The 19,994-nt window shown below is 58.3% G+C and carries 20 protein-coding genes; 18 read left to right on the top strand and 2 right to left on the bottom strand.

Going from position 1 to position 19,994, the window contains the following annotated elements:
- Nucleotides 1-11: 11 nt before the first annotated feature.
- From MRBLMR1_RS27810 to MRBLMR1_RS27770, 9 genes are all read left to right on the top strand, one after another.
- Nucleotides 12-1,022 carry an ABC transporter permease gene (locus tag MRBLMR1_RS27810; RefSeq protein ID WP_206827243.1) on the top strand — a complete coding sequence of 337 codons (1,011 nt, stop codon included), beginning with the start codon at nt 12-14 and terminating at the stop codon, nt 1,020-1,022.
- Nucleotides 1,019-1,867 carry an ABC transporter permease gene (locus MRBLMR1_RS27805; RefSeq protein ID WP_148144595.1) on the top strand — a complete coding sequence of 283 codons (849 nt, stop codon included), beginning with the start codon at nt 1,019-1,021 and terminating at the stop codon, nt 1,865-1,867. Before MRBLMR1_RS27810 ends, MRBLMR1_RS27805 begins: the two co-directional genes overlap by 4 nt.
- Complete coding sequence (locus MRBLMR1_RS27800) at nt 1,846-3,570, top strand: dipeptide ABC transporter ATP-binding protein (RefSeq protein WP_500067010.1); 1,725 nt, start codon at nt 1,846-1,848, stop codon at nt 3,568-3,570. Before MRBLMR1_RS27805 ends, MRBLMR1_RS27800 begins: the two co-directional genes overlap by 22 nt.
- Nucleotides 3,567-4,655, top strand: a complete 1,089-nt coding sequence (locus tag MRBLMR1_RS27795) for an LLM class flavin-dependent oxidoreductase (protein ID WP_500067009.1) — start codon at nt 3,567-3,569, stop codon at nt 4,653-4,655. The genes MRBLMR1_RS27800 and MRBLMR1_RS27795 overlap by 4 nt, the downstream gene beginning before the upstream one ends.
- Nucleotides 4,656-4,807: 152 nt before the next feature.
- Nucleotides 4,808-5,911, top strand: a complete 1,104-nt coding sequence (locus MRBLMR1_RS27790) for an LLM class flavin-dependent oxidoreductase (RefSeq protein WP_148144592.1) — start codon at nt 4,808-4,810, stop codon at nt 5,909-5,911.
- A gap of 110 nt (nt 5,912-6,021) precedes the next feature.
- Nucleotides 6,022-7,203: an acyl-CoA dehydrogenase family protein gene (locus MRBLMR1_RS27785; protein WP_500067008.1), complete on the top strand. Its 1,182-nt coding sequence runs from the start codon at nt 6,022-6,024 to the stop codon at nt 7,201-7,203.
- A 63-nt stretch (nt 7,204-7,266) separates the two neighbouring features.
- Entirely contained in the window at nt 7,267-7,827 is a 561-nt protein-coding gene (gene msuE / locus MRBLMR1_RS27780) for an FMN reductase (protein WP_148144590.1), read from the top strand.
- Nucleotides 7,828-7,886: 59 nt separating this feature from the next.
- Nucleotides 7,887-8,888, top strand: a complete 1,002-nt coding sequence (locus MRBLMR1_RS27775; protein ID WP_183685415.1) for a C-terminal binding protein — start codon at nt 7,887-7,889, stop codon at nt 8,886-8,888.
- A 194-nt stretch (nt 8,889-9,082) separates the two neighbouring features.
- A complete protein-coding gene (locus MRBLMR1_RS27770; RefSeq protein WP_148144588.1) occupies nt 9,083-10,300 on the top strand; it encodes an SfnB family sulfur acquisition oxidoreductase in 1,218 nt (405 codons plus the stop codon).
- Between the two features lie 37 nt (nt 10,301-10,337).
- On the opposite strand, the gene MRBLMR1_RS27765 is transcribed toward MRBLMR1_RS27770, so the two are convergent.
- Nucleotides 10,338-10,952, bottom strand: coding sequence for an RBBP9/YdeN family alpha/beta hydrolase (locus tag MRBLMR1_RS27765; protein ID WP_500067007.1), 615 nt, complete (start codon nt 10,950-10,952; stop codon nt 10,338-10,340).
- Between the two features lie 321 nt (nt 10,953-11,273).
- On the opposite strand from MRBLMR1_RS27765, the gene MRBLMR1_RS27760 reads away from it, so the two are divergent.
- The 3 genes from MRBLMR1_RS27760 to MRBLMR1_RS27750 all read left to right on the top strand — a co-directional run bounded on the left by MRBLMR1_RS27760 (nt 11,274) and on the right by MRBLMR1_RS27750 (nt 12,154).
- Entirely contained in the window at nt 11,274-11,462 is a 189-nt protein-coding gene (locus MRBLMR1_RS27760; RefSeq protein WP_148144586.1) for a hypothetical protein, read from the top strand.
- A gap of 77 nt (nt 11,463-11,539) precedes the next feature.
- A complete protein-coding gene (locus MRBLMR1_RS27755; RefSeq protein WP_500067006.1) occupies nt 11,540-11,716 on the top strand; it encodes a hypothetical protein in 177 nt (58 codons plus the stop codon).
- Nucleotides 11,717-11,863: 147 nt separating this feature from the next.
- Nucleotides 11,864-12,154: a hypothetical protein gene (locus MRBLMR1_RS27750; RefSeq protein WP_148144585.1), complete on the top strand. Its 291-nt coding sequence runs from the start codon at nt 11,864-11,866 to the stop codon at nt 12,152-12,154.
- Nucleotides 12,155-12,424: 270 nt separating this feature from the next.
- Here MRBLMR1_RS27750 and MRBLMR1_RS27745 read toward each other — a convergent pair whose 3' ends face one another.
- Nucleotides 12,425-13,204, bottom strand: a complete 780-nt coding sequence (locus tag MRBLMR1_RS27745) for an IclR family transcriptional regulator (RefSeq protein ID WP_148144584.1) — start codon at nt 13,202-13,204, stop codon at nt 12,425-12,427.
- A 563-nt stretch (nt 13,205-13,767) separates the two neighbouring features.
- Here MRBLMR1_RS27745 and MRBLMR1_RS27740 point away from each other — a divergent pair.
- From MRBLMR1_RS27740 to MRBLMR1_RS27715, 6 genes are all read left to right on the top strand, one after another.
- Nucleotides 13,768-14,691, top strand: a complete 924-nt coding sequence (locus tag MRBLMR1_RS27740; RefSeq protein WP_500067005.1) for a DUF6282 family protein — start codon at nt 13,768-13,770, stop codon at nt 14,689-14,691.
- A 111-nt stretch (nt 14,692-14,802) separates the two neighbouring features.
- Nucleotides 14,803-16,107, top strand: a complete 1,305-nt coding sequence (locus MRBLMR1_RS27735) for an MFS transporter (RefSeq protein ID WP_404945479.1) — start codon at nt 14,803-14,805, stop codon at nt 16,105-16,107.
- Nucleotides 16,108-16,214: 107 nt separating this feature from the next.
- Entirely contained in the window at nt 16,215-16,946 is a 732-nt protein-coding gene (locus tag MRBLMR1_RS27730; protein ID WP_148144581.1) for an NAD(P)H-dependent oxidoreductase, read from the top strand.
- 58 nt (nt 16,947-17,004) lie between these two features.
- Entirely contained in the window at nt 17,005-18,201 is a 1,197-nt protein-coding gene (locus MRBLMR1_RS27725) for an acetyl-CoA C-acyltransferase (RefSeq protein WP_500067004.1), read from the top strand.
- Between the two features lie 15 nt (nt 18,202-18,216).
- Nucleotides 18,217-18,978 (top strand): HpcH/HpaI aldolase family protein, encoded by a 762-nt coding sequence (locus MRBLMR1_RS27720; protein ID WP_206827235.1) that lies wholly within the window; start codon nt 18,217-18,219, stop codon nt 18,976-18,978.
- Nucleotides 18,979-18,981: 3 nt separating this feature from the next.
- Nucleotides 18,982-19,890 (top strand): cupin domain-containing protein, encoded by a 909-nt coding sequence (locus MRBLMR1_RS27715; RefSeq protein WP_500067003.1) that lies wholly within the window; start codon nt 18,982-18,984, stop codon nt 19,888-19,890.
- Nucleotides 19,891-19,994: the final 104 nt, after the last annotated feature.

The following is a 19,994-nucleotide window of genomic DNA, read 5'->3' as shown; positions in this document are numbered from 1 at the left end:
GAGGCACCGGCATGAGCAATGCCTACCTAACCTATGCCGCAAAACGGCTCGGCCAGGCGGTCGTCGTCATCCTGCTGGCCTATGTGTTCACCTTCGTGGTCGTCAGCATTCTTCCCGGCGATCCGATCACCAGCGTTCTGCGCAACCCGCAGAACGGCTTCAGTGAAGAAGAAATCGCCGAGATCATCGCCGCACAGGGGCTGGACAAGCCGATCATCGTCCAGCTCTGGCATTCGCTGTCCGGCTTCCTGACCGGCGACCTCGGCATCTCGATGCGGTCCAACCGGCCCGTCTCGACGCTGATTGCCGAGGTCCTGCCCTCGACGCTTATTCTGGCATCGGCGGGTCTCGCCGTCGCGCTGGTCCTGGCCATGCTTGTTGCCTATGGCACCCGTTTTGTTCCCAAGCGATACGGGCAGGGCCTGCTTCGCGGGTTTCCCTCGCTGTTCCTGTCTGTACCGAATTTCGTCATCGGCCTGGTGTTGATCCACCTGTTCGGTTTCCAGCTCGGGCTGTTCCGGGTGATCAATCCGGATAGTTTCTGGGCAACCCTGTTTGCGGCAATCGCGCTCGGCATCCCGATTTCCGCACAGATCGCAGAGGTCCTCATCGCCAATCTCGATAAGGAGGCGGAGCAGGAATATGCCACCGTCGCCCGCAGCCGCGGCCTCGGTCAGGCGCGTCTTTTCGTAAGCCACCTGCTGAAGCCGGCTTCGCTCCCCGTCGTCACCGTCATCGCCCTTACGATCGGTGAACTTCTCGGCGGTTCTCTGATTACAGAAACGGTATTCGGGCGAACCGGTATCGGCAGTCTCGTACAACGATCGGTCAGCACACAGGACCTGCCCGTCCTGCAGGCCATTGTCTCGCTCGGCGCCGTGATCTTCGTTCTTGTCAATCTCGTTGCGGACCTTCTCTACCCCCTCCTCGATCCGCGCGTGAAAATTCTGGGCGGGCGGAAACGCCAGCCGACCACTGCGGACGAGACATCGATCGGCCCCACCAGAGTGGTGATGCCATGACCTTTGTCGCGAATTCCACACTTTCACGCGGAAGCCGAAGCGGCTGGGCGGAAGCGCTTCGAATGCCGCCGATTGTTGCGCTCTCCTTCTTGATCACCGCGACCATCATTGCCTGGTCAATCGCGCCGCAGCTATTCACCACATACAGTCCGGTCGTGGGTGTTCCGGCAGACAAATTGCTCGGCCCCAGTGCCGCGCACTGGTTCGGCACAGATCACCTCGGGCGCGACCTTTACGCTCGCGTTGTCTACGGCACGGCCTCCTCGGTATCGAGCGCATTGGTTGCCGTGGTGATCGGCGTTCTGGCAGGCGGACTGATCGGGCTGCTGGCAGGTTTCCTTGGCGGCTGGGTCGATGTCGTTCTGGCTCGTCTCGTCGATGTCCTGCTTTCCATCCCGAAATTCCTGCTCGCCGTCATCGTCGTCACCGCGATCGGCTTCGAGACGATCAATGCTGCAATAGCGACGGGCGTATCGGCTGTGGCGATCTTTGCACGCGTCACCCGCGCAGAGGTCATCAAGACCAGACAGGCGACATTTGTCGAGGCCGCATTCCTGTCCGGCGGTTCGCGCTGGTACATCCTCTGGCGGCATATCCTGCCGAATGCTTCGCGCTCGGTGCTGCCGCTTGCGGTGCTGCAGTTCGGCGAATCCATTCTGGTCATCGCCAGCCTTGCCTTCCTTGGATACGGCGACCCGCCGCCTGCCTCAGACTGGGGCCTGCTGATCTCGATCGGCAAGGATTACCTCAAATGGCCATGGCTCGTTTATGCGCCCGCCTTCATCACGATCGTAACCGTACTCTCAGTGAACAGGATCAGCCGATGGCTTCGCAAGACAGACTGAGCGCCGCTCTCATTCACGCAATTACGGTCGCTCCGGCGCCGCAACCCGTCACCCCTCTGCTGAGTGTGGACAATCTGTCTGTGTCCTATGGACGGCAGGATGTCGTGCACGATGTTGGGTTCGAACTCGGACGTGGCAAAAGCCTCGCCCTGATCGGCGAGTCCGGCTCCGGAAAATCGACGATTGCCCGCGCCATTCTGCGGTTGTTGCCGAGCGGTGCAACAGCCTCCGGCGCCGTTCGGTTTGGCGGAGACAACCTGCTGGCCCTTCCCGAGCGCCGTTTCCGACCACTGCGCGGACGCCAGATCGGCTTTGTCCCTCAGGATCCCGGCAATGCACTCAACCCGGTGCGTACGATCGGCGCACAGGCGATGGAAGCGGCAGAGCTGACGGACGAGCCGAATGCCTCGATCCGCAAAGCTCTCGTCCTCGAAACCTTTGCCCAGGTGGGGCTCGAAAATCCTCAACGGGTTTTCTCTTCCTACCCTCACCAGCTCTCTGGTGGCATGCTGCAACGTGTGCTGATCGGACTCGCCGTTCTGCCTCGGCCGGCGCTTCTGATTGCCGACGAGCCGACATCCGCGCTCGATGTAACCATCCAGAAGCGGATTCTCGATCTTCTCTCCCGGTTGCAGCATGATCTGAATATTAGCCTGCTGCTCATCACCCACGATCTCGCCATCGCTTCCGAAAGGACGGACAGTCTCGTCGTGCTGAAGAACGGTGTGGTGCAGGAAGCCGGAAAGACGTCCTCGGTATTTTCGTCCCCGACCTCGGCCTATGCGCGGAAATTGCATGCCGATGTACCGGCTCTCAATCCGGATCGGTACGCGAGGCTAAGGGAGACGGGCTTGCGTTTGCGCAGTGCCGACGAGGCTCCGAAGATCGAGGTCAACGCGGTAAGAAAGAGCTTTACGGTTGACGGCAGGACACTGACAGCTGTCAACGATATCTCTTTTGCCGTCGCTCCCGGTACAACTCATGCACTGGTCGGAGAGTCGGGTTCCGGCAAGACGACAACCATCCGGCTGTTGCTCGGGCTTGAAGAGCCGGACGCGGGCGAGATCTCAGTTGCTGGTGAAAGACTGTCCGGCCGCTCGCACGCATCATTGCGTGCCGTATGGCGGCACCTCCAGCTCGTCTACCAGAACCCCTTCACCTCACTCGATCCGACCTGGACCGTCGAGCATCTGGTGGGCGAACCTCTGGACCGTTTCAAGGTTGGAACACCGAAAGAGCGTGCAGAACGGGTACGCGAGGCGCTCGCCAATGTCGGCTTGGCTGAACACCTGCTTACCCGCAAGCCGGGTGCACTTTCAGGCGGGCAAAGGCAGCGTGTGGCAATTGCGAGAGCGCTTGTCCTCAAACCCGATGTGATTGTTCTCGATGAACCGACATCGGCACTCGATGTCAGCGTCCAGGCGGATATCGTCGAGGTTCTTCTGTCGCTGCAGGCCAAGCTGGGCCTCACCTATGTCTTCGTCTCGCATGACCTCGCGCTTGTCCGCCAGCTCGCACATACCGTCTCCGTCATGCAGCAAGGCAGCATCGTCGAACATGGCAGCGTCGCGGATATTTTTGGCAATCCGCAGCATCCCTACACGGCGACCCTCCTGGAATCGATCCCGGCGGGCATTACCAATCTGGCCAACACCACCCAGCCGAAACCTCGGGAAGTCTTTAGAAAGGAACAGATCGCATGACCATCGCCGTTCCGGCCAAAAGCCTACCCGGCTCATTCCGTCCCAAGCAGCGGCTCGGTTTCAACACACGCGTGTCATTCAATGACGATGCCGGACCAGCTCAAGGACTGCGCGACGGACTGAAGCTGTTCGGACAGGCCGAGCAACTCGGTTACCAGTCGGGTTGGGCCTATCAGCGTCATTTCGATCATTACCTGTCCTCACCGCTTCCATTTTTCGCAGCCGTCGGCCAGCATACGCGGCATATCACGCTCGGATCAGCCGTCATCCCGATGCGTTATCAGGATCCCATCCTTCTCGCAGAAGCTGCCAGTACGACGGACCTTCTGATCGGCGGCCGGCTTGAGCTTGCCATCTCGACCGGGACCAATGGGGCTTTCGATGCTGTCTTCGGCACCGTCGATACCGACGCCCGCACGGAGGCCAAACGCCGCCAGGCACGTTTCCTCTCGGCTGTTTCCGGCGAAATCCTGCATACCGTCACCGAGCCGGTTCAGGGGGCATCACTGGGAGCCGAGCTACGGGTCACCCCACATAGCCCGACCCTGCGCAGCCGTATCCGGCAGGGTTCAGCCAGCCTCGGCTCAGCGATCCAGGCTGCCGAACTCGGTATCGGACTGATTTCCGGGACCGTGCTGCACGATCAGTCCGAAGGCGAGACCTTCGGCGACTATCAGGCTCGGATCATCGAAGCCTACCGCACGACCTGGCGCAAGCTCTGGGCAACCGAGCCACCGCCGGTAGCCGTCGCCGCCTCTGTTCTTGTTGGCACAACCGCCGAGCTTCGCGAAAAATATGCCGCGTATGATCTGGATCGTCGGACCAATGGCATTGCCGCATCACGTCCCAAGGGCGCGCTCGCACCCGCCAGCCAGCCGGTCGGAGCACTCATATCTCCCGTTTTCCAGGGAACACCCGATCAGGTGATCGAATCCATCTTTAACGATCCAGGTCTCAGCGCAGCTGACGAGCTGGTCCTCTTTTTGCCACCAGCCTTCGGGCTCACCGAAAACATCCGGCTATTGAGCGACCTTGCCCAAACCGTAGCCCCGGCATTCGGCTGGTCGCCCGCCCTGCAGCACTAAGAACGGTCAGGGTCGCGGTAACACCGTCTAAAGCATCATCAACCGCAGAGAATATTTTCTACATACTCCATAGAAAAAGAACGACCTGTCTTCCTCATCCATCTGCCGCTGCTTAACCTTTGCGCATCGGCTGCCAAACTTAAGGAGCTCACATGACCGCGGAATTTATCAGCGTAAGCTTTCCCAATGCGTCGAATGATCTGCACCCCATTCCCGACGCCCCTGTGGATCCACGGTTCCTCGAACGCTACTCTCGTTCGCTGGATGATTACGGCTTCAACTATACGCTGATCCCCTATTCCTCGTCGTCATTCGATCCCTTCACGCTGGGCGCAACGGTGCTGGCACATACCAAGCACATCAAGATCATCGTGGCGCTGCGGCCAAACACTGTCTACCCGACCGTTGCGGCAAAATCGCTCGCTACGCTCGACCAGCTGAGCGGCGGTCGCGTCGTCGTCCACTTCATCGCCGGCGGCAGCGATGAGGAGCAGGCGCGCGAGGGTGACTTCCTCAACAAGGAAGAGCGCTACGAGCGGCAGGAAGAGTATATCCGCATCCTGCGCCTCGCCTGGACATCGAAGGAACCCTTCGATTTCGACGGGAAATATTACCAGTTCAAGCAGTTTCGCAGTGCCGTGCGCCCGACCAACGGGCTGATCCCGATCTCGCTAGGCGGTTCGTCCGACGCGGCTTATCGCATCGGCGGCTCCCTCTGCGATATCTTCGGCCTTTGGGGCGAACCGCTTGCCGAAACAAAACAGCAGATCGAACGGATCTATGCGGAAGCGGCAAAGGCCGGCCGGACAGATCGCCCGCGCATCTGGGTCACCTTCCGTCCCATCGTCGCCGAAACCGACGAACTTGCGTGGCAAAAGGCGCACAGGGTTCTCGACCAGTTGAACGAGAACCGCCAGAAGGGTCTTCATCGTGCTCCGGTAAACGCTCCGCCGCCGGCCAATGTCGGCTCGCAGCGACTACTGGAAATCGCCAAGCGTGGCGACGTGCATGACCGCGCCCTCTGGTATCCGACAGTCACCGCGACCAATGCCAGCGGCGCGACCACGGCACTCGTCGGTTCACCACGTACGATCGCGGACTCGATCCTCGATTATATCGATCTCGGCGCCGATCTGATCTCGATCCGCGGCTACGACAATTACAACGATGCCGTCGATTACGGACGCTACGTGCTTCCACTCGTGCGCGAAGGCATTCGCGAGCGGGAAGAGGCCAAGCGCAAGACGGCCGCGTAAACCTGGAAAGTCCGGCACCTTGCCGGATCTTCACCCACTTCAGTTAAAACAGCGAACTCAATCGCTTCTTCGGGGAGATATTCCCTGCAATCCGGAAAGCCCAGAACTGCATGTCCTATGATCCAACTCTCCTAGATGCTACGGCACGCATCCTTGCAGAAGCCGCACCCGATGCGGATCAGACCGGCCAGTTCCCATGGGTCGGTATCCGTGCCGTTCATGAGGCGGGTTTGCTGGAAAGCACCGTGGCCAGCCGTTATGGCGGTGAAGGATCAACGCTGAGTGATGCCGCGCATATTCTGGCAGCACTTGGTCGTGGCGATCCTTCGGTGGCACTGATCAGTGCCATGACGATCTTTAACCATCTCGGCCAGGCGACAAAGAGCCATTGGCCGGATGGCCTCTATAGGCAACTGCTGGAAGAGGCCAAACAACGCCCCTTGCTGCTTAACGCGGCTCGCGTGGAGCCTGAACTCGGTTCGCCCGCACGCGGCGGCCTGCCTGCAACGATCGCGCGCCGCACGGCAAACGGATGGTCGATCTCTGGCCGAAAACGTTTCGTGACGGGTGCCCATGGCCTGACGCATTTTCTCGTCTGGGCACATACGGACGAAGTGCCGGCGCGCGTCGGAACCTTCGTCGTGCCAAACGGCCTTCCGGGTATTGAGGTCATCGAGAACTGGAAAAGCCTTGGCATGCGAGCGACCGGGTCCCATGACGTCGCATACACGGATGTTGAAATTCCGACAGAAAACGCGCTGGACCTGGTTGATCCTTCTATCGCCCAACAGGATAACCGAGCTCATGCTGCGATCAATCTGGCATTGACTGCTATCTATCTCGGCGCAGCCGAAGCGGCCCAAGCTGTCTTCATCCAGTTCGCGCATGAACGCATACCGGCCAACCTCGGCCATCCCATCGCTCGGACAGAGCGGTTTGTTACGCTCTCAGGGGAAATTGATCTGGCCATTTCAGGCGCCCGCCAGATCATATTCGGCACGCTGGATCACAATAGTGACGACGCGGAGGCACTGATAAGGGCAAGACTACTTGCCGGCCGGCAGATCCGGGACGCTGTCGAGATTGCGGTACGCGGCATCGGCAATCCGGGCCTGAGCTCGGACCTGGGCCTTGAACGTCATTTCCGGGATATCCAATCCGTACTGGTCCACGCGCCGCAGGAGGATACTACCGTCTCCATCCTTGGACGCGCCGCTTTCGATAAGTGGAAAAGAAGAAATGCCGGCCGGTCCGACGATGTGACCAATGTTGCGATCCTCAAGACCGCCTGAGCAAGCGAGAGAAACCTCACTGACGGCTAACAGCCTGTGACCGCATTTCTGAAAGGGATTTGAATGAGTAACAATCTTATTGTCGGCTTCTCGGGCAACATCTCGCGCCCTTCAGGTACGCGACGCTTCGTGGAGAATGTGACGGAAGCGTTGGCGGCGCAAGCCGGTTTTCAGCACGTGGTCTTCGATGTTGAGGACCTCGGCCCATCGCTGGCGACCGCCAGATCGGTCACGGATCTAGATCCAGCCGCCCGCAAGGTGATCAGGACGATTATCGAGGCAGAAGCCCTCGTCATCGGTTCGCCGACCTATAAGGGAAGTTACACCGGTCTATTCAAGCATGTGATCGACCTGCTGGATCCTTCCGACCTGCGCGGCAAGCCGATCGTTCTAACCGCTACCGGTGGCGGGGACCGGCACTCGCTTGTGGTCGAACATCAGTTGCGACCGCTCTTTGCCTTCTTCGAAGCCTTTGTCACACCGACTGCAATCTACGCTTCGGGCCGTGATTTCGTCGAAGGTGCTCCCTCACCGGCCATCCTCGGTCGCGTGAACCAGGCGCTTGCCGAAGCGTCTTTGCTGATCAGCGCTCGTTCGATCTCTGCGGCGATTGCAGCCGAATAGGCCGCGGGTTCGCTGGCCTCGGATCCGGAAGATAAGCCAGCGGCATAGGGACAGACGGGATGACAGCCAAAAAATATGTGGTCGGGATTACCGATCACATGATCGGCCGGCCCGATCTCGAAGCGGAAGTGCTTGGTGATGACGTCGAGATCGACTTCTTCGCCAGCACGGACGAGACGTCGTTTGACCCCGGTCGTCTGGCCAGGCTTGATGCGCTGATGGTATGGGGCGCGCGGCTTGGACCCAAGACCATAAACCACCTGACCCGCTGCAAGGGCGTAGTTCGTTACGGCGTCGGTTACGAAAAGATCGATCTTGCGGCCCTTGCCGCTGCTGGCATCCCCTTTGCCAATAATCCCGACTATGGGACAGAGGAAGTTGCCGATCATGCGCTTGCGATGATCCTTTCCCTGCATCGGCGTCTCTGGGAACATGACGAACGCGCCCGAGGATATAGTTCCGGTTGGCAAATCCACAGCTTGAAGCCGCTTTCCCGCTCGAACCGTGCTACGGTCGGGGTCATTGGCGTCGGCAGAATCGGAACGGCAGTCATCAACAGATTGAAGCCCTTCGGATTTCGCATGCTTGGTTACGATCCCGGCCAGCCACCCGGGCACGAGAAAGCCATCGGTTATCAACGGGCCGAGCGACTGGATGACGTTTTCGCCCAGTCGGATATCGTCACCCTTCATTGCCCGGCAACAGCGCAGACACGCGGCATTCTGAACGCTGAAGGCCTCGCCCGGTTGAAACACGGCACGATTGTCGTCAACACTGCGCGAGGGGAATTGATCGAAGATCTCGATGCGCTTGAAGCAGCGCTTCGGAGCGGGCAGGTCGCAGCGGCAGCAATCGACACGTTACTGCGTGAACCGCCGGGAAATCACCCTCTGTTGGAAGCATGGCGCAACCGTGAGGATTGGCTCGCAGGCCGCCTGGTCATCACGCCGCACAATGCATTTTACTCCGATCACGCAGCCATAGAGATGCGCACGAATGCAGCAAAAACGGTAAAGCTGTTGTTCGATGAGGGCAGGCTTCGCAACAGAGTGACGGAGTGACCTCGCCGGAGCGGGGTTCGCAAAACTCAGCGCGGCTTCGTACAAGTGACCGCAAGAAGGTTTGCATGACTGATAAACTTCCTGGTGCAGTACTGAGAGAAAAAAACGCTCCGCTAGTCGCGTTATTTAATGCTTTGTTCCTTCTATCGCGATGAGGACCATGGCTGAATATCGCCCTTGTGCAGGAGGGTGCGATGAGCAAGGTCATCAACTTGGCAGGAACGCTCAGGGCCGTTTCCCCTTATATAAGAACTGAAGATGAAGCGATTGAGGTTGCAAAAGCCCTAGCGAATGAAATTCGCAGCGGCGCCAGCCGTCGTGACCGGCAACGTATCCTACCCCATCACGAACTGGAGCGTGTCGCTCAATCCGGCATTCTGGGCATCACGGTTCCGGCTGAATATGGCGGAGCCGATATCTCGAACCCGTTTCTGGCCGAAGTGCTGGCGATCCTGTCCGAGGCGGACAGTTCCATCGGGCAGATCCCCCAGAGCCATTTCCAAATCCTTGAGATACTCCGCCTTGCCGGTACAGAAGAGCAGAAGCGGTATTTCTTCATCAGGGCATTGGCAGGCGATCACTTTGCCAACGCCCTTGCCGAAAGAAATACCGAGGCGGCAGGACTGATAACCACCCGCCTCGTGCCGGATGGGATCGGTTATCGTATTTCCGGCCAGAAATATTACTCCACCGGCGCCTTGTTTGCCGACTGGATTGCCGTCTTCGCGCAGGACGATCGTGAGCATCTTGTCATGGCGATAGTCCCTCGCGACACCGAGGGGCTGACTATCATCGATGATTGGGCAGGCTTCGGCCAAAGGACGACGGCAAGTGGCTCCGTGATCATCGACAACATGTATGTATCGGCAGATTCCGTTATCGCTCACGACAGGGCTCTCGAACAACCGGCAACGCTGGGATCGCTTGGCCAGTTGCTGCACGCAGCCGTCGATCTCGGCATTGCCCGTGCGGCCTTTGCCGACATGATCGATTTCGTTCAGACCAGATCACGGGGCAATCGAAATCTCGACATCGAAAGCACGAGCACCGACCCTCTGGCGATCGCAAAAACGGGATCGATCGCCGTCAAGATCGAAGCGGCGGCAGCAATGATCGAGCGCGCTGGCCGAAAAGTGGACGTAGCCCAGGTATCTCCGTCTGCATCCGCAGCCTCGGATGCCTCTCTGGCCGTGGCAACTGCCAAAATCCTGACGACCGAAGCCGCGCTCGAGGCCGCCAACGCGCTTTTCGAGCTTGCAGGAACGTCCGCGACAGGCGAGGATTTCAATCTCGATCGCCACTGGCGAAATGCACGAACCCACACGGTTCATGATCCGGTACGCTGGAAATATCACGCCATCGGCGACTTTCACCTCAATGGCAGGCTTCCCAGGCCGAACGGCCAATTCTGAACAGGCGATCGCCGGATGCTGAAAGCAGGCATGCCGATTATCTATAGCTTCGGCCTAAAGCCTCGACGAGCTGTCCAGATGGCGACGCGGTGGGGGATGCCCACTGCTCCCTCAATAGAGAACGCCGCACCAGCCGCTCAAAGAATTCATATCCTTCAGGCCAGCGCCCAAAACCGCTTGCAACATTGATGTGGCCGGAAAACCCGATCGTCACCAGATCGCTTCCCCAGGCTTTCACATGACGTTCCAACTGCGGGACGCTCATGTAGGGATCGTTGAGGCTACCGACAACGAGACTTGGAAAGGGAAGATGCTCGAGCGGTTCGGCACCAAATTCAATCATACAGGGATGCATCTGCATGGTTGTTTCCAGCGAACAAGGAGCGACCAGTAGCGCGCCACGGATAAGGCCTGCCCCACGGCGGCTGGCATAGCTTGCTGCAAGGAGGCAACCGAGACTGTGTGCAACGAGAAAGGCGCCATCGGTGTTCGACAGCGCCTCATCGAGCTTCGCCTGCCAATGCGCAAGAACCGGACAGGTCCAGTTCTCTTGTTCCACGACCGACGCGGATACTTGCTCGCGTACCCAGTGTCGCTGCCAATGCTCATCGGAAGAGCCATTCAAACCCGGAATGACAAGCGTCTGGATCATAACCGCCTCATACGTTTCTAACGCTTGTAGAAGATAGGCGGGCGGTCACGTTGCGTCGGCGAAAGCTCATCCAAAATCTACCAGAAAGATAGATTAATTTGCCTCGTTGCGCGCAACATGATCCGGTAATTTACAGAAATCGAATACAGAACGAATGGAAGTCGGACATGAAAAACTTCATCACTGCAGGCCAAGCCAAAACCAGCCAGTTTGTAGGTTCTTCCGTTTCCCGATGCCACCTTCACTCGCGAATGCAGATGTGTATTGCGCCCATTACGGCCGAGAACATTGAGGAAAGATTGCGAGATTGGAGTGAAGGACATGCAGAAGCAAGTCGTTGAGCATGGTGGGTTGCCGGTCGGTATAGCTATTCCGGATAGCGGGAAGCTGCGTTTTATAGCTGTGAAGTTTCATGTCATCGATCTCGATGATCAGCGTTTTGCAACGCTTGGCGAACTGAGGGCCGCGATCAGCGACCATCTCAGATCCTCAAGGCCGATTGCTGCCTGACGACGACAGACCAAGTGCCAAACTTGGTCGTCGGCGTCACGCCCGCGCTCGACAAACTCGTTTTCCCAGAGAGATCCATGAAAGACATTCTGAAAGTAACCGGCAACCGGACATTGACGGTTGGTGCATCCCTCATCGTTGCAAGCTTGGTCTTGCGCAATTTCGACACCGGAATACCCAGCTGCCTTGTCGCTGTCAGCCTGGCAGCTGGTCTCGTCTCGGTTATTTTTGCTGCTGGCCGGATGAGCGATTAGTACGCCTGGCACATCCGTTCATCTGAGCTCTCGCACGACGAGAACGGCGACGCGTTTAGCCTTCCGAGCTTGAGGCGACAATGCAAAAACCTTGCTCAGCTATGGATAGGCTGGCGGTAACCTGGAGGTAGACGGGAAAAGAGGTTCGTGAACGATCTTGACGAACCCACCTCCCCGACCCACATCCCCGGCGATCAGGACAAGATGCATAGCATGACAACATTTCTAGAAAAGACGTTCGGCCCGACCGAACTTGCCATTGTTGAGGCTGCTTTCAGCGAATGGGTTGATCAAGCAAAAGTTGAAAAACAAAGTCCTGAGGCAGAGTTGGCAGCGGCGATCGTCATCAACCTGTTTCGCGAGGGAAACGACACCATTCCCGCAATGCGAAAAGCAATTTCCGCTCATCGTGGCTTGATCGACCTGCGTTGCTCTTAAATAGCTCAGCGGATTTGGCTGCGGGGAGATACAGCTCTCTCTTACGGTTTGCCGGAATTTGAACGCTCTGCGCCGACAGGTCGTCTCATGCTTGAATTTTGGCGGAGATATGATCCGTACCGGCGAAACAGCATCGCTCGCTTGTTGTGAGCGGGCACGCCATCCTTGAGAAAGCACCGGGCTTGGACCGCCTTGAATTGTTCACCCGTGGGTGTTCGCGAAATCATGACCACCCGGCTTCACATCGGTTATGCCGGGCCAGGCAGTCTGTTACCCCGAATACCCCAGAAGCCGCGAAATTCGCACGGCGGTGCTCTTCGTCTTTTCGATATGTTCTTCTGATGGAACCTCGCCGAGGAACTGGATCATGTCGACGATGCCCACAGCGCCACAGACCATGCCTGCTGCGTTGAATATCGGGCTGGCGAGCGTGTTCAAACCGAGAGCGGCCTGATTGGGCGCGACAGCCCAGCCCTGCCGCCGGATGATTTCGTATTCTTGCGCCAGCACGGTCGGCGAAACGATTGTCTCAGGGGTGAAAAGCTCAAGCCGGTTTCGTAATACACGCGCCTGAAAAGCCTGCGAGGAAAAGGCAGTTGCGACTTTGCCCTGAGCAGACCCGTGAAATGACAGGATCGATCCGACCCGAACCCCGATTTCAATCGAAGCCCGCCCAGGAACGGTCGCAATGACAAGCATGCCTTCCGGCGTCAGTTGCGATGCGACAGCAGAGTGGCCCAGCGCATCCCGAAGATCGAGAAGCGGATCGTTGGAGGCACGAATAAGACCCATATTGTCGAAAACGGATTGGCCGAGAGATAGCAGCTTGGAGCCTAATTCATATCGTTCGGAATCATCCTGCTGAAATACATATCCCTGCTGAACAAGCGTCTGGAGATGGCGGTGGATACGGCTTTTGCTTGTCCCTAGCGTATTGGCGAGGCTGGTCACACCTACACCCTTGGGAGTGCGGACGACCTGCTCGATAATATTCATCGTAAGGATGACGGACTGGAGGCCATCTGAATTTTTGTCTTCAGTATCAGTCATCTGCCGTTACACCTTTAAAACTCATCCAAACGTCCATAAAATAATCGGAGCCGCTTTGTGCTTCCGAAGCATGCTAAATCCAGGCATCCGAGATTTCTGGTCGAGTCTGAAACAATAGCAGCCTGCCATTTTTCCATTCCGGAACGCTCTGCTGGAGCGTCTTTCAGAAAATTCATTCCCTCCCAAGACGCCGCAAAACACTCGTGCGCAATTTCGTCCACGGGCGTAACCGCTCATTCGCGAACATAAACTGGTAAGAACAAAGTTCTGAGAAATCAAGGTATTTGGCTTTCCGCTTGCGAAACAGCAAGCCTTCTATCGGCGTTTAAATCCCAGAAATATTGACCGCCGCGTCCGTTTGACGCGCAAGCCGTCCCCAACCAACCGCTTGACGAATGATCGCGGAAAGCAAATAAATCAGAACAACGTTTCTTTCAGCGGAACAAAAGAATGCGGTGCCGTGATTGATGGAATGGCATCCCTCTTCTGGAGGTCCGTCTTGGAATAACGGAAATCGAGCTGGTGACGTGAAGATGCCGCCAGAGGAGAATGGAGGAATATAAATGGCTGAAATTGCCTCAAGGACCTCGGAACTTGACGCCCGTGTCGATGAGATATTGCGCGGGGGCGTCGACCCGCATGTTCACAGCGGCCCATCGATCGCAGCTCGGGCTGTCGATCATCTGGAACTGGCCAGACAACTCTCGGATGCGGGCTTCATTGCGGCCGTCACCAAGGATCACGACTACTCCGGCGTCGTGCCAACGGAGATGATCCGCAAGCATCACCCCGAACTTTCGACAAAGGTTTATTCAGGCATCGTACTGAATAACGTGGTGGGTGGCTTCAATCCTTATGCGGTCGAGCACACCGCTGCCATGGGCGGGAAAATTGTATGGTTGCCGACACTTGCCGCCGAAAACCATCTTAAATGGGAAAAATCATCGGGCTGGGTTCATCCTGCATCGACGCAGAAAATCCGCCCAGCGACCGCGGTTCCGCTTTTCGACAGCGACGGCAAGCTTCTCGAACCAGTAATTGATGTTCTCGATGTCGTTGCAGCAACTGGCATGGCCTTAGCCAGCGGCCACATCCACGTCTCAGAGACAAAGGTGATATTCGCGGAGGCTATAAAGCGGGGCGTAGAACACCTCATATTCACTCATCCGGAAGACATCGTCGGTGCGTCCCTGGAAGACGCCCGCGAACTCGCCGGAATGGGGGCCTATGTAGAGCATTCGCTCGCCTTCTTCCTGAACGGTTCGAAGTTCCAGACGCGCAAGGAAGAAGAGCTTAAGGCTCATATCGATATCGTTGGCGTAGATCGGACAATCTTGTGTTCTGATCTCGGACAAGTCGGCACATTCACACCGATTGAAGGTTTCCGAAATGGCGTTCTCGCCTGCATCAAGCTTGGCTATTCCGACAGCCAGATCCACGAAATGGTGGCGACCAATGCGGCGAATGTCCTCGGCCTCACCGGCTGACCATTTGATACTTGCTATCAAGCCAAAAGGTAGGCCTGAAAGCGCATTTCAAAACTATTAGCGCTGTCTGCTCCGGACCGGGAATCCGAAGCAGCTTTTCTGGAGGAAAAAATGTTACAATGGTATCACGAGCTTAACAGCAAAGAACGAAAGACGTTCTATGCTTGCTTTGCCGGTTGGGCGACCGATGCGCTCGACACACAGCTCTTCAGCTTTCTTATTCCGACACTTGTTGCGTTCTGGTCGATTACCAATGCCGAAGCCGGCTGGCTCGGCACATCCGCTTTGATCTCCTCTTCAGTCGGTGGTTGGGTCGCCGGCATTCTTTGTGATCGCATCGGTCGCGTGAAGGTCATGAAGATCGCCATCGCATGGTTCACCGTATTTACCATCGCAAGCGGCTTTGCCGATTCCTATGAGCACCTTTTGATTGCCCGCATTCTCTCCGGCCTCGGCTTCGGTGGCGAATGGGCAGCAGGCGCAGTTCTCATGGGTGAAGTCATTCGCCCTGCCTATCGCGGCAAGGCCGTCGGTAGCGTCCAGAGCGCCTATGCACTCGGATACGGCTTTGCGGCCATCCTGTCTTCGGTGCTCTTCGCCACGATCGAACCGTCCGAGGCCTGGCGCTGGATGTTCTGGATCGGCGCACTTCCTGCCGTCTGGGTTTTCTGGGCACTGCGCGGCGTGGAGGAACCGGAAGTCTTCCTGAAAGCCAAGAAGGAACAGCACGCCCGTGGCGAACGTGTCAATCCGTTGGTCATCTTCGCACCGCGTTACCTGAAGACGACGATCCTGTGCTCGCTGCTTGCTCTGGGGGTACAGGGCGGCGCATTCTCGATCGTCATGTGGCTGCCGTCGTTCCTCAAGAGCAACTATCACCTCACCTCGGTCGAAGTCGGTTACTATGTCTTCGTACTGACCTTCGGATCGTTCGTCGGCTATATCGTCGCTGCTTATCTCTGCGATTCCATCGGCCGCCGACTCAGCTTCTTCGTCTTCACCATCCTGAACTGGATCATCATACCGGTGTTCCTGTTCGTGCCGGAAATGGGTGCGGTGTCGCTGCTGCTCATCTTCCTGCTCGGCTTCTCGCTGCTCGGTATCTACAGTGCACTTGGCCCTTATTTCACCGAGTTGTTCCCCAGTCTCATCCGTGCGAACGGGCAGGCTTTCAGCTACAATTTCGGCAGAGCCGTGGGTGCCTTCTACCCGGCCATCGTCGGCATGCTGGCATCCGCTGAACTGCTGCCCTTGCACAGCGCAATGGGTGTGACGGCAATGTCCGCTTACGTCTTCGTGTTGCTAGCCGTCGCAATCCTGCCGGAGACCAACGGCCGGGATCTGACCACGACGGATGGAAAAGTCGATGCGACGCCCGTCGCGCCGAGCGGACAGCCAAACGAAGCCAACCCTTAACAATACCGTCAAACGCAATCTGAAATTCCCAACGGCCCCAGGCCGTTGGGGGGCGGTAGTGCGCGACACCCGGAACCTCAACATCTCAGCTGAAATGCGTGACCACCATGACAATTCAGAATCGAAACATCCTGATCGTTACCGCTCACCCTGAACAACGGTCCTTCAATCATGCGTTGACCGAAAGCGCCGCCGCTGCGCTGCGTTCCGCCGGACATGATGTCGTGGTTTCGGATCTTTATGCCGAAAATTTCGGCGCCTCCTCCGGACCTGGCGATTTCACCGCCCGTGCGGATGCCGATCACCTGCACTATCAGAACGAACAGACCAATGCGGTTCGCACCAAATCCTTCGCGCCCGACATAGCACGCGAACAGGCCAAGCTTGCTGCCGCCGATGTCGTCATCTTTCAATTCCCGCTCTGGTGGGGAGGGCCGCCCGCCATCCTAAAGGGCTGGCTCGACCGGGTTCTGGCCTATGGCTTCGCCTATGTGGACGGTTATCGATTTGACACCGGCCTCTTTCGCGGCAGGCATGCGATCCTGTCGGTGACCACAGGCGGAACACCCGCCCGTTTCAGCGACGATGGCGTTTATGGACCGATTGAACAACTCCTGCGCCCGATCAAGCGCGGTGCGCTGGAATATATGGGCTTCGAAGTCGCGCCATCCTTCGTTTGCTACGGCGCACCACGCATGAGCGAGGAGGATCGCCAGACCCATCTGTCGCTCTGGGCGAAACAGGTGCTCGAGATCGCCAGGCTTCCCACGGACAAATCGCTTTATCCCGCCGACCCGCTGTCTCTGGTTGAGGACGGAGCATGGGCGAGAGGCCGATGACGTCGGCAAGGATACATTTGGAACGAGCCTGCCTCGTCACCTCTGATTGGAGTTAAAAATGGAACAGGACATATTCATTCTCGATGGGGCCCGTACCGCGATCGGTACGTTCGGGGGGGCATTGAGCACCTTTACACCGGCGGAACTCGGCGTGATTGCCGCAAAATCAGCGGTTGAACGCTCGGGTGTTGCCGCTGCCGATCTCGACAATGCCGTCGCCGGCAATGTCATTCCGAACTCGCCTCGCGATCTTTACCTCGGGCGCGTGATCGGCATGGAAAGCGGCTTGCCTGCCTCTGCACCGGGCCTCACGCTTAACCGGCTCTGCGGCTCCGGCGCCCAGGCAATCGCAACGGCAGCTTCGATGATCCGGGCCGGCGAAAGCAGGCTCTCGCTCGCCGTAGGCTCCGAAGTCATGAGCCGTGCCCCCTATTCGATCGACAGCCTGCGCAAGGGCCAGAAGATGGGGGATGCCGGGCTGACCGATTGGTTGCTCGGATCGCTTACCGATCCGTTTGGCTGTGGGGGAATGGGCATCACGGCGGAAAACATTGCTGCCAAATACGATATCGGCCGCAGCGAGCAGGATGTCTTCGCACTCGACAGCCAGCAGAAGGCAGTGCGCGCGATCGCCGGGCAGCGGTTCGCGTCTCAGATCGTTCCGGTCACGGTCAAGACCCGGAAAGGGGAGCAGATCGTCACGCAAGACGAGCATCCCCGCGCGGATACGACGCTCGAAGGCCTTTCATCTCTGCGACCGACCTTTCGCAAGGACGGTACGGTGACTGCCGGTAATGCGAGCGGCATCAATGATGGTGCTGCAGCCGTCGTGCTGGCAAGCGGCGCAGAAGTTGCTGCCCGAAATCTTCGTCCGCGTGGAAAATTGCTCTCGTGGGCCGTTGCCGGCGTTCCGCCGGAAATCATGGGTATCGGCCCGGCTCATGCCGTTCCGCTGGCGCTGCAGCGCGCGGGCCTCGATCTCGCGCAGATCGACGTGATCGAATCAAACGAGGCATTCGCCGCGCAGGCGATTGCCGTGAACCGGCTGCTCGGTCTGCCTCTCGAAAAGGTCAATCCGAATGGCGGTGCAATCGCGCTCGGGCATCCGCTGGGCGCGACCGGCGTCATCCTGACGGTCAAGGCTCTTTATGAACTGGAGCGCATCGGCGGCCGCTACGGTCTCGTCACCATGTGCATCGGCGGTGGGCAGGGGATCGCTCTTGTTATCGAGAATTGCCTGGCCAATCGCGCGTAGACTTCAGGAGGAAAAATGACTTCGAATTTGCGAACACGGATCCACGCAGGTGAGCTGCTTGTCGGGTCGTTCATCAAGACGCCTTCCCCGCATGTGATAGAAATCCTTGGTCATGCGAAACTGGATTTTGCGGTGATCGACCAGGAACATGCGCCGATCGGCATCGCCCAGGTAGACATGCTGGCACTTGCCGGCAAGGCGATCGGCCTGCCGCTCCTGTCCCGTCGCTGGGGTGCCTCGGTCGACTGGATCTCTCCGCTGCTCGACCTCGGACTTGCCGGAGTGATGGTGCCGCACGTGCTGAATGCCGAAGGTGCCCGTGCCGTCTGCGATGCAGTGCGTTTCTCTCGTGGGAAACGTGGCCTTTCGCCATCACCACGGGCCGGCAATTACGGTGGCATCGGCATCGCCGACTATCGTGTCAAATGCGACGCGGAGAGTGTCGTTATGGTGCAGATCGAGGACAAGTCGGCGCTCGATCATCTCGATGAGATCGCCGGCGAGCCGGATGTCGATCTACTGTTCATCGGGCCGGCAGACCTCTCGCAATCGATGGGGGTCAGTTATCCCTCGCCGGAACTGGATGCCGCCATCGACCAGATCATCGCAGCCGGCAAGAAGGCGGGCATCGCAATCGGCCTGTTCGTCGGCGATCCCGCCCATATCGCCAAATGGCACGCCCTTGGCGTGACCGTCTTCGTCTGCGGCTCCGATCAGGCGCTTCTGCGCAAATCCGCCACCCAGATGATGATCACAGCAAAAACCGAGAAGGAGTGAAACATGTACAACGACAAGGATCCGCGCGCAGATCTCTTCGCCGCGGCGGCAAAGCCGCCGGCAACGGGTTTGGTTGCAGAAGAGCAACTGGTGACCTTCTATGATACGCCACCGCAGGATGAGCATAATGGAAGCCGCACCTGGTATGTCAGGGGTTGTAATTTCGTCCTCGCTTATTCCGAAACGAGGGACGGGGCGACCCTGGAGCGCAAGGGACAAGCTGACGAATACGTTCTTTATCTTGCCAATCCGGCCGACAGGGCGATCGTCGAGTGGGGTGGTCAGAAGGTCGAGGTTGCGGGTTATTCCGTCACCTTCATACCGCCGGGCGACAGCCGGATCGTCCTGCCGTCTGGCGGCAAGCTCGCACGGCTTTTCACCACGGCCTCGAAGGATCTGGTCAAGGCATGCCCCAATGCCGACGCTTACGATGTGCCGCGCCAGCACATCCCCGCATTCGAGCCCTGGCCGGAACCCGTGGGTGGGTGGAAAGTACGCCAGTATTCGCTGAACGTTCCCGATGAGCCGGGTCGTTTCGGGCGAATCTTCCGCTGCACGACATTCATGGTGAATGCCCTTCCGTCCCAGGTCGGACCGCGCGATCCGGCAAAGATGTCGCCGCATCATCACGACGATTTCGAACAGTGCTCGCTGGCATTGGGCGGGAGCTTTACACACTACCTGCGCTGGGCCTGGACGACCGATATGGCCGATTGGCGCGAGGACAAGGCGATTGATGTCGGCTCGCCATCGGTGCTCGTCATCCCGCCTCCGGTCATTCACACGACGCGGGCCAGCAGCGACGGCAACAACGATCTGGTCGATATCTTCTGCCCGCCGCGCTTGGACTTTTCGCTTAAGCCCGGCTGGGTTTTGAACGATGCCGACTATCCAATGCCGGGCACCCGGTAATCCAGCGGGAGAGGGCCAGGCTGGCAGCAGTCGGCCCTCTGCTGGAATGTGCCTGTTCGAAAGTGCGCAAGGCGCTGCCTCGGGCGGGCGTTCCAGCACGGCAG

The organism is Neorhizobium sp. LMR1-1-1.1 (genome assembly GCF_040675795.1).
In the GTDB taxonomy this organism is placed as follows: Bacteria; Pseudomonadota; Alphaproteobacteria; order Rhizobiales; family Rhizobiaceae; genus Neorhizobium; species Neorhizobium cellulosilyticum.
The sequence above is the reverse complement of the archived record's forward strand: the minus strand, read 5'-3'. Positions and strand labels throughout refer to the sequence as shown.

Excerpts from the sequence above, each read along its gene's own strand:
- MRBLMR1_RS27785 (WP_500067008.1), top strand. The coding sequence starts at position 6,022 with ATGTCCTATGATCCAACTCTCCTAGATGCTACGGCACGCATCCTTGCA.
- MRBLMR1_RS27800 (WP_500067010.1), top strand. The coding sequence starts at position 1,846 with ATGGCTTCGCAAGACAGACTGAGCGCCGCTCTCATTCACGCAATTACG.
- MRBLMR1_RS27720 (WP_206827235.1), top strand. The coding sequence starts at position 18,217 with ATGACTTCGAATTTGCGAACACGGATCCACGCAGGTGAGCTGCTTGTC.
- MRBLMR1_RS27725 (WP_500067004.1), top strand. The coding sequence starts at position 17,005 with ATGGAACAGGACATATTCATTCTCGATGGGGCCCGTACCGCGATCGGT.
- MRBLMR1_RS27715 (WP_500067003.1), top strand. The coding sequence starts at position 18,982 with ATGTACAACGACAAGGATCCGCGCGCAGATCTCTTCGCCGCGGCGGCA.
- MRBLMR1_RS27775 (WP_183685415.1), top strand. The coding sequence starts at position 7,887 with ATGACAGCCAAAAAATATGTGGTCGGGATTACCGATCACATGATCGGC.
- MRBLMR1_RS27810 (WP_206827243.1), top strand. The coding sequence starts at position 12 with ATGAGCAATGCCTACCTAACCTATGCCGCAAAACGGCTCGGCCAGGCG.
- MRBLMR1_RS27735 (WP_404945479.1), top strand. The coding sequence starts at position 14,803 with ATGTTACAATGGTATCACGAGCTTAACAGCAAAGAACGAAAGACGTTC.
- MRBLMR1_RS27760 (WP_148144586.1), top strand. The coding sequence starts at position 11,274 with ATGCAGAAGCAAGTCGTTGAGCATGGTGGGTTGCCGGTCGGTATAGCT.
- MRBLMR1_RS27790 (WP_148144592.1), top strand. The coding sequence starts at position 4,808 with ATGACCGCGGAATTTATCAGCGTAAGCTTTCCCAATGCGTCGAATGAT.
- MRBLMR1_RS27755 (WP_500067006.1), top strand. The coding sequence starts at position 11,540 with ATGAAAGACATTCTGAAAGTAACCGGCAACCGGACATTGACGGTTGGT.
- MRBLMR1_RS27740 (WP_500067005.1), top strand. The coding sequence starts at position 13,768 with ATGGCTGAAATTGCCTCAAGGACCTCGGAACTTGACGCCCGTGTCGAT.
- MRBLMR1_RS27730 (WP_148144581.1), top strand. The coding sequence starts at position 16,215 with ATGACAATTCAGAATCGAAACATCCTGATCGTTACCGCTCACCCTGAA.
- MRBLMR1_RS27745 (WP_148144584.1), bottom strand. The coding sequence starts at position 13,204 with ATGACTGATACTGAAGACAAAAATTCAGATGGCCTCCAGTCCGTCATC.
- MRBLMR1_RS27770 (WP_148144588.1), top strand. The coding sequence starts at position 9,083 with ATGAGCAAGGTCATCAACTTGGCAGGAACGCTCAGGGCCGTTTCCCCT.
- MRBLMR1_RS27805 (WP_148144595.1), top strand. The coding sequence starts at position 1,019 with ATGACCTTTGTCGCGAATTCCACACTTTCACGCGGAAGCCGAAGCGGC.
- MRBLMR1_RS27795 (WP_500067009.1), top strand. The coding sequence starts at position 3,567 with ATGACCATCGCCGTTCCGGCCAAAAGCCTACCCGGCTCATTCCGTCCC.
- msuE (WP_148144590.1), top strand. The coding sequence starts at position 7,267 with ATGAGTAACAATCTTATTGTCGGCTTCTCGGGCAACATCTCGCGCCCT.
- MRBLMR1_RS27765 (WP_500067007.1), bottom strand. The coding sequence starts at position 10,952 with ATGATCCAGACGCTTGTCATTCCGGGTTTGAATGGCTCTTCCGATGAG.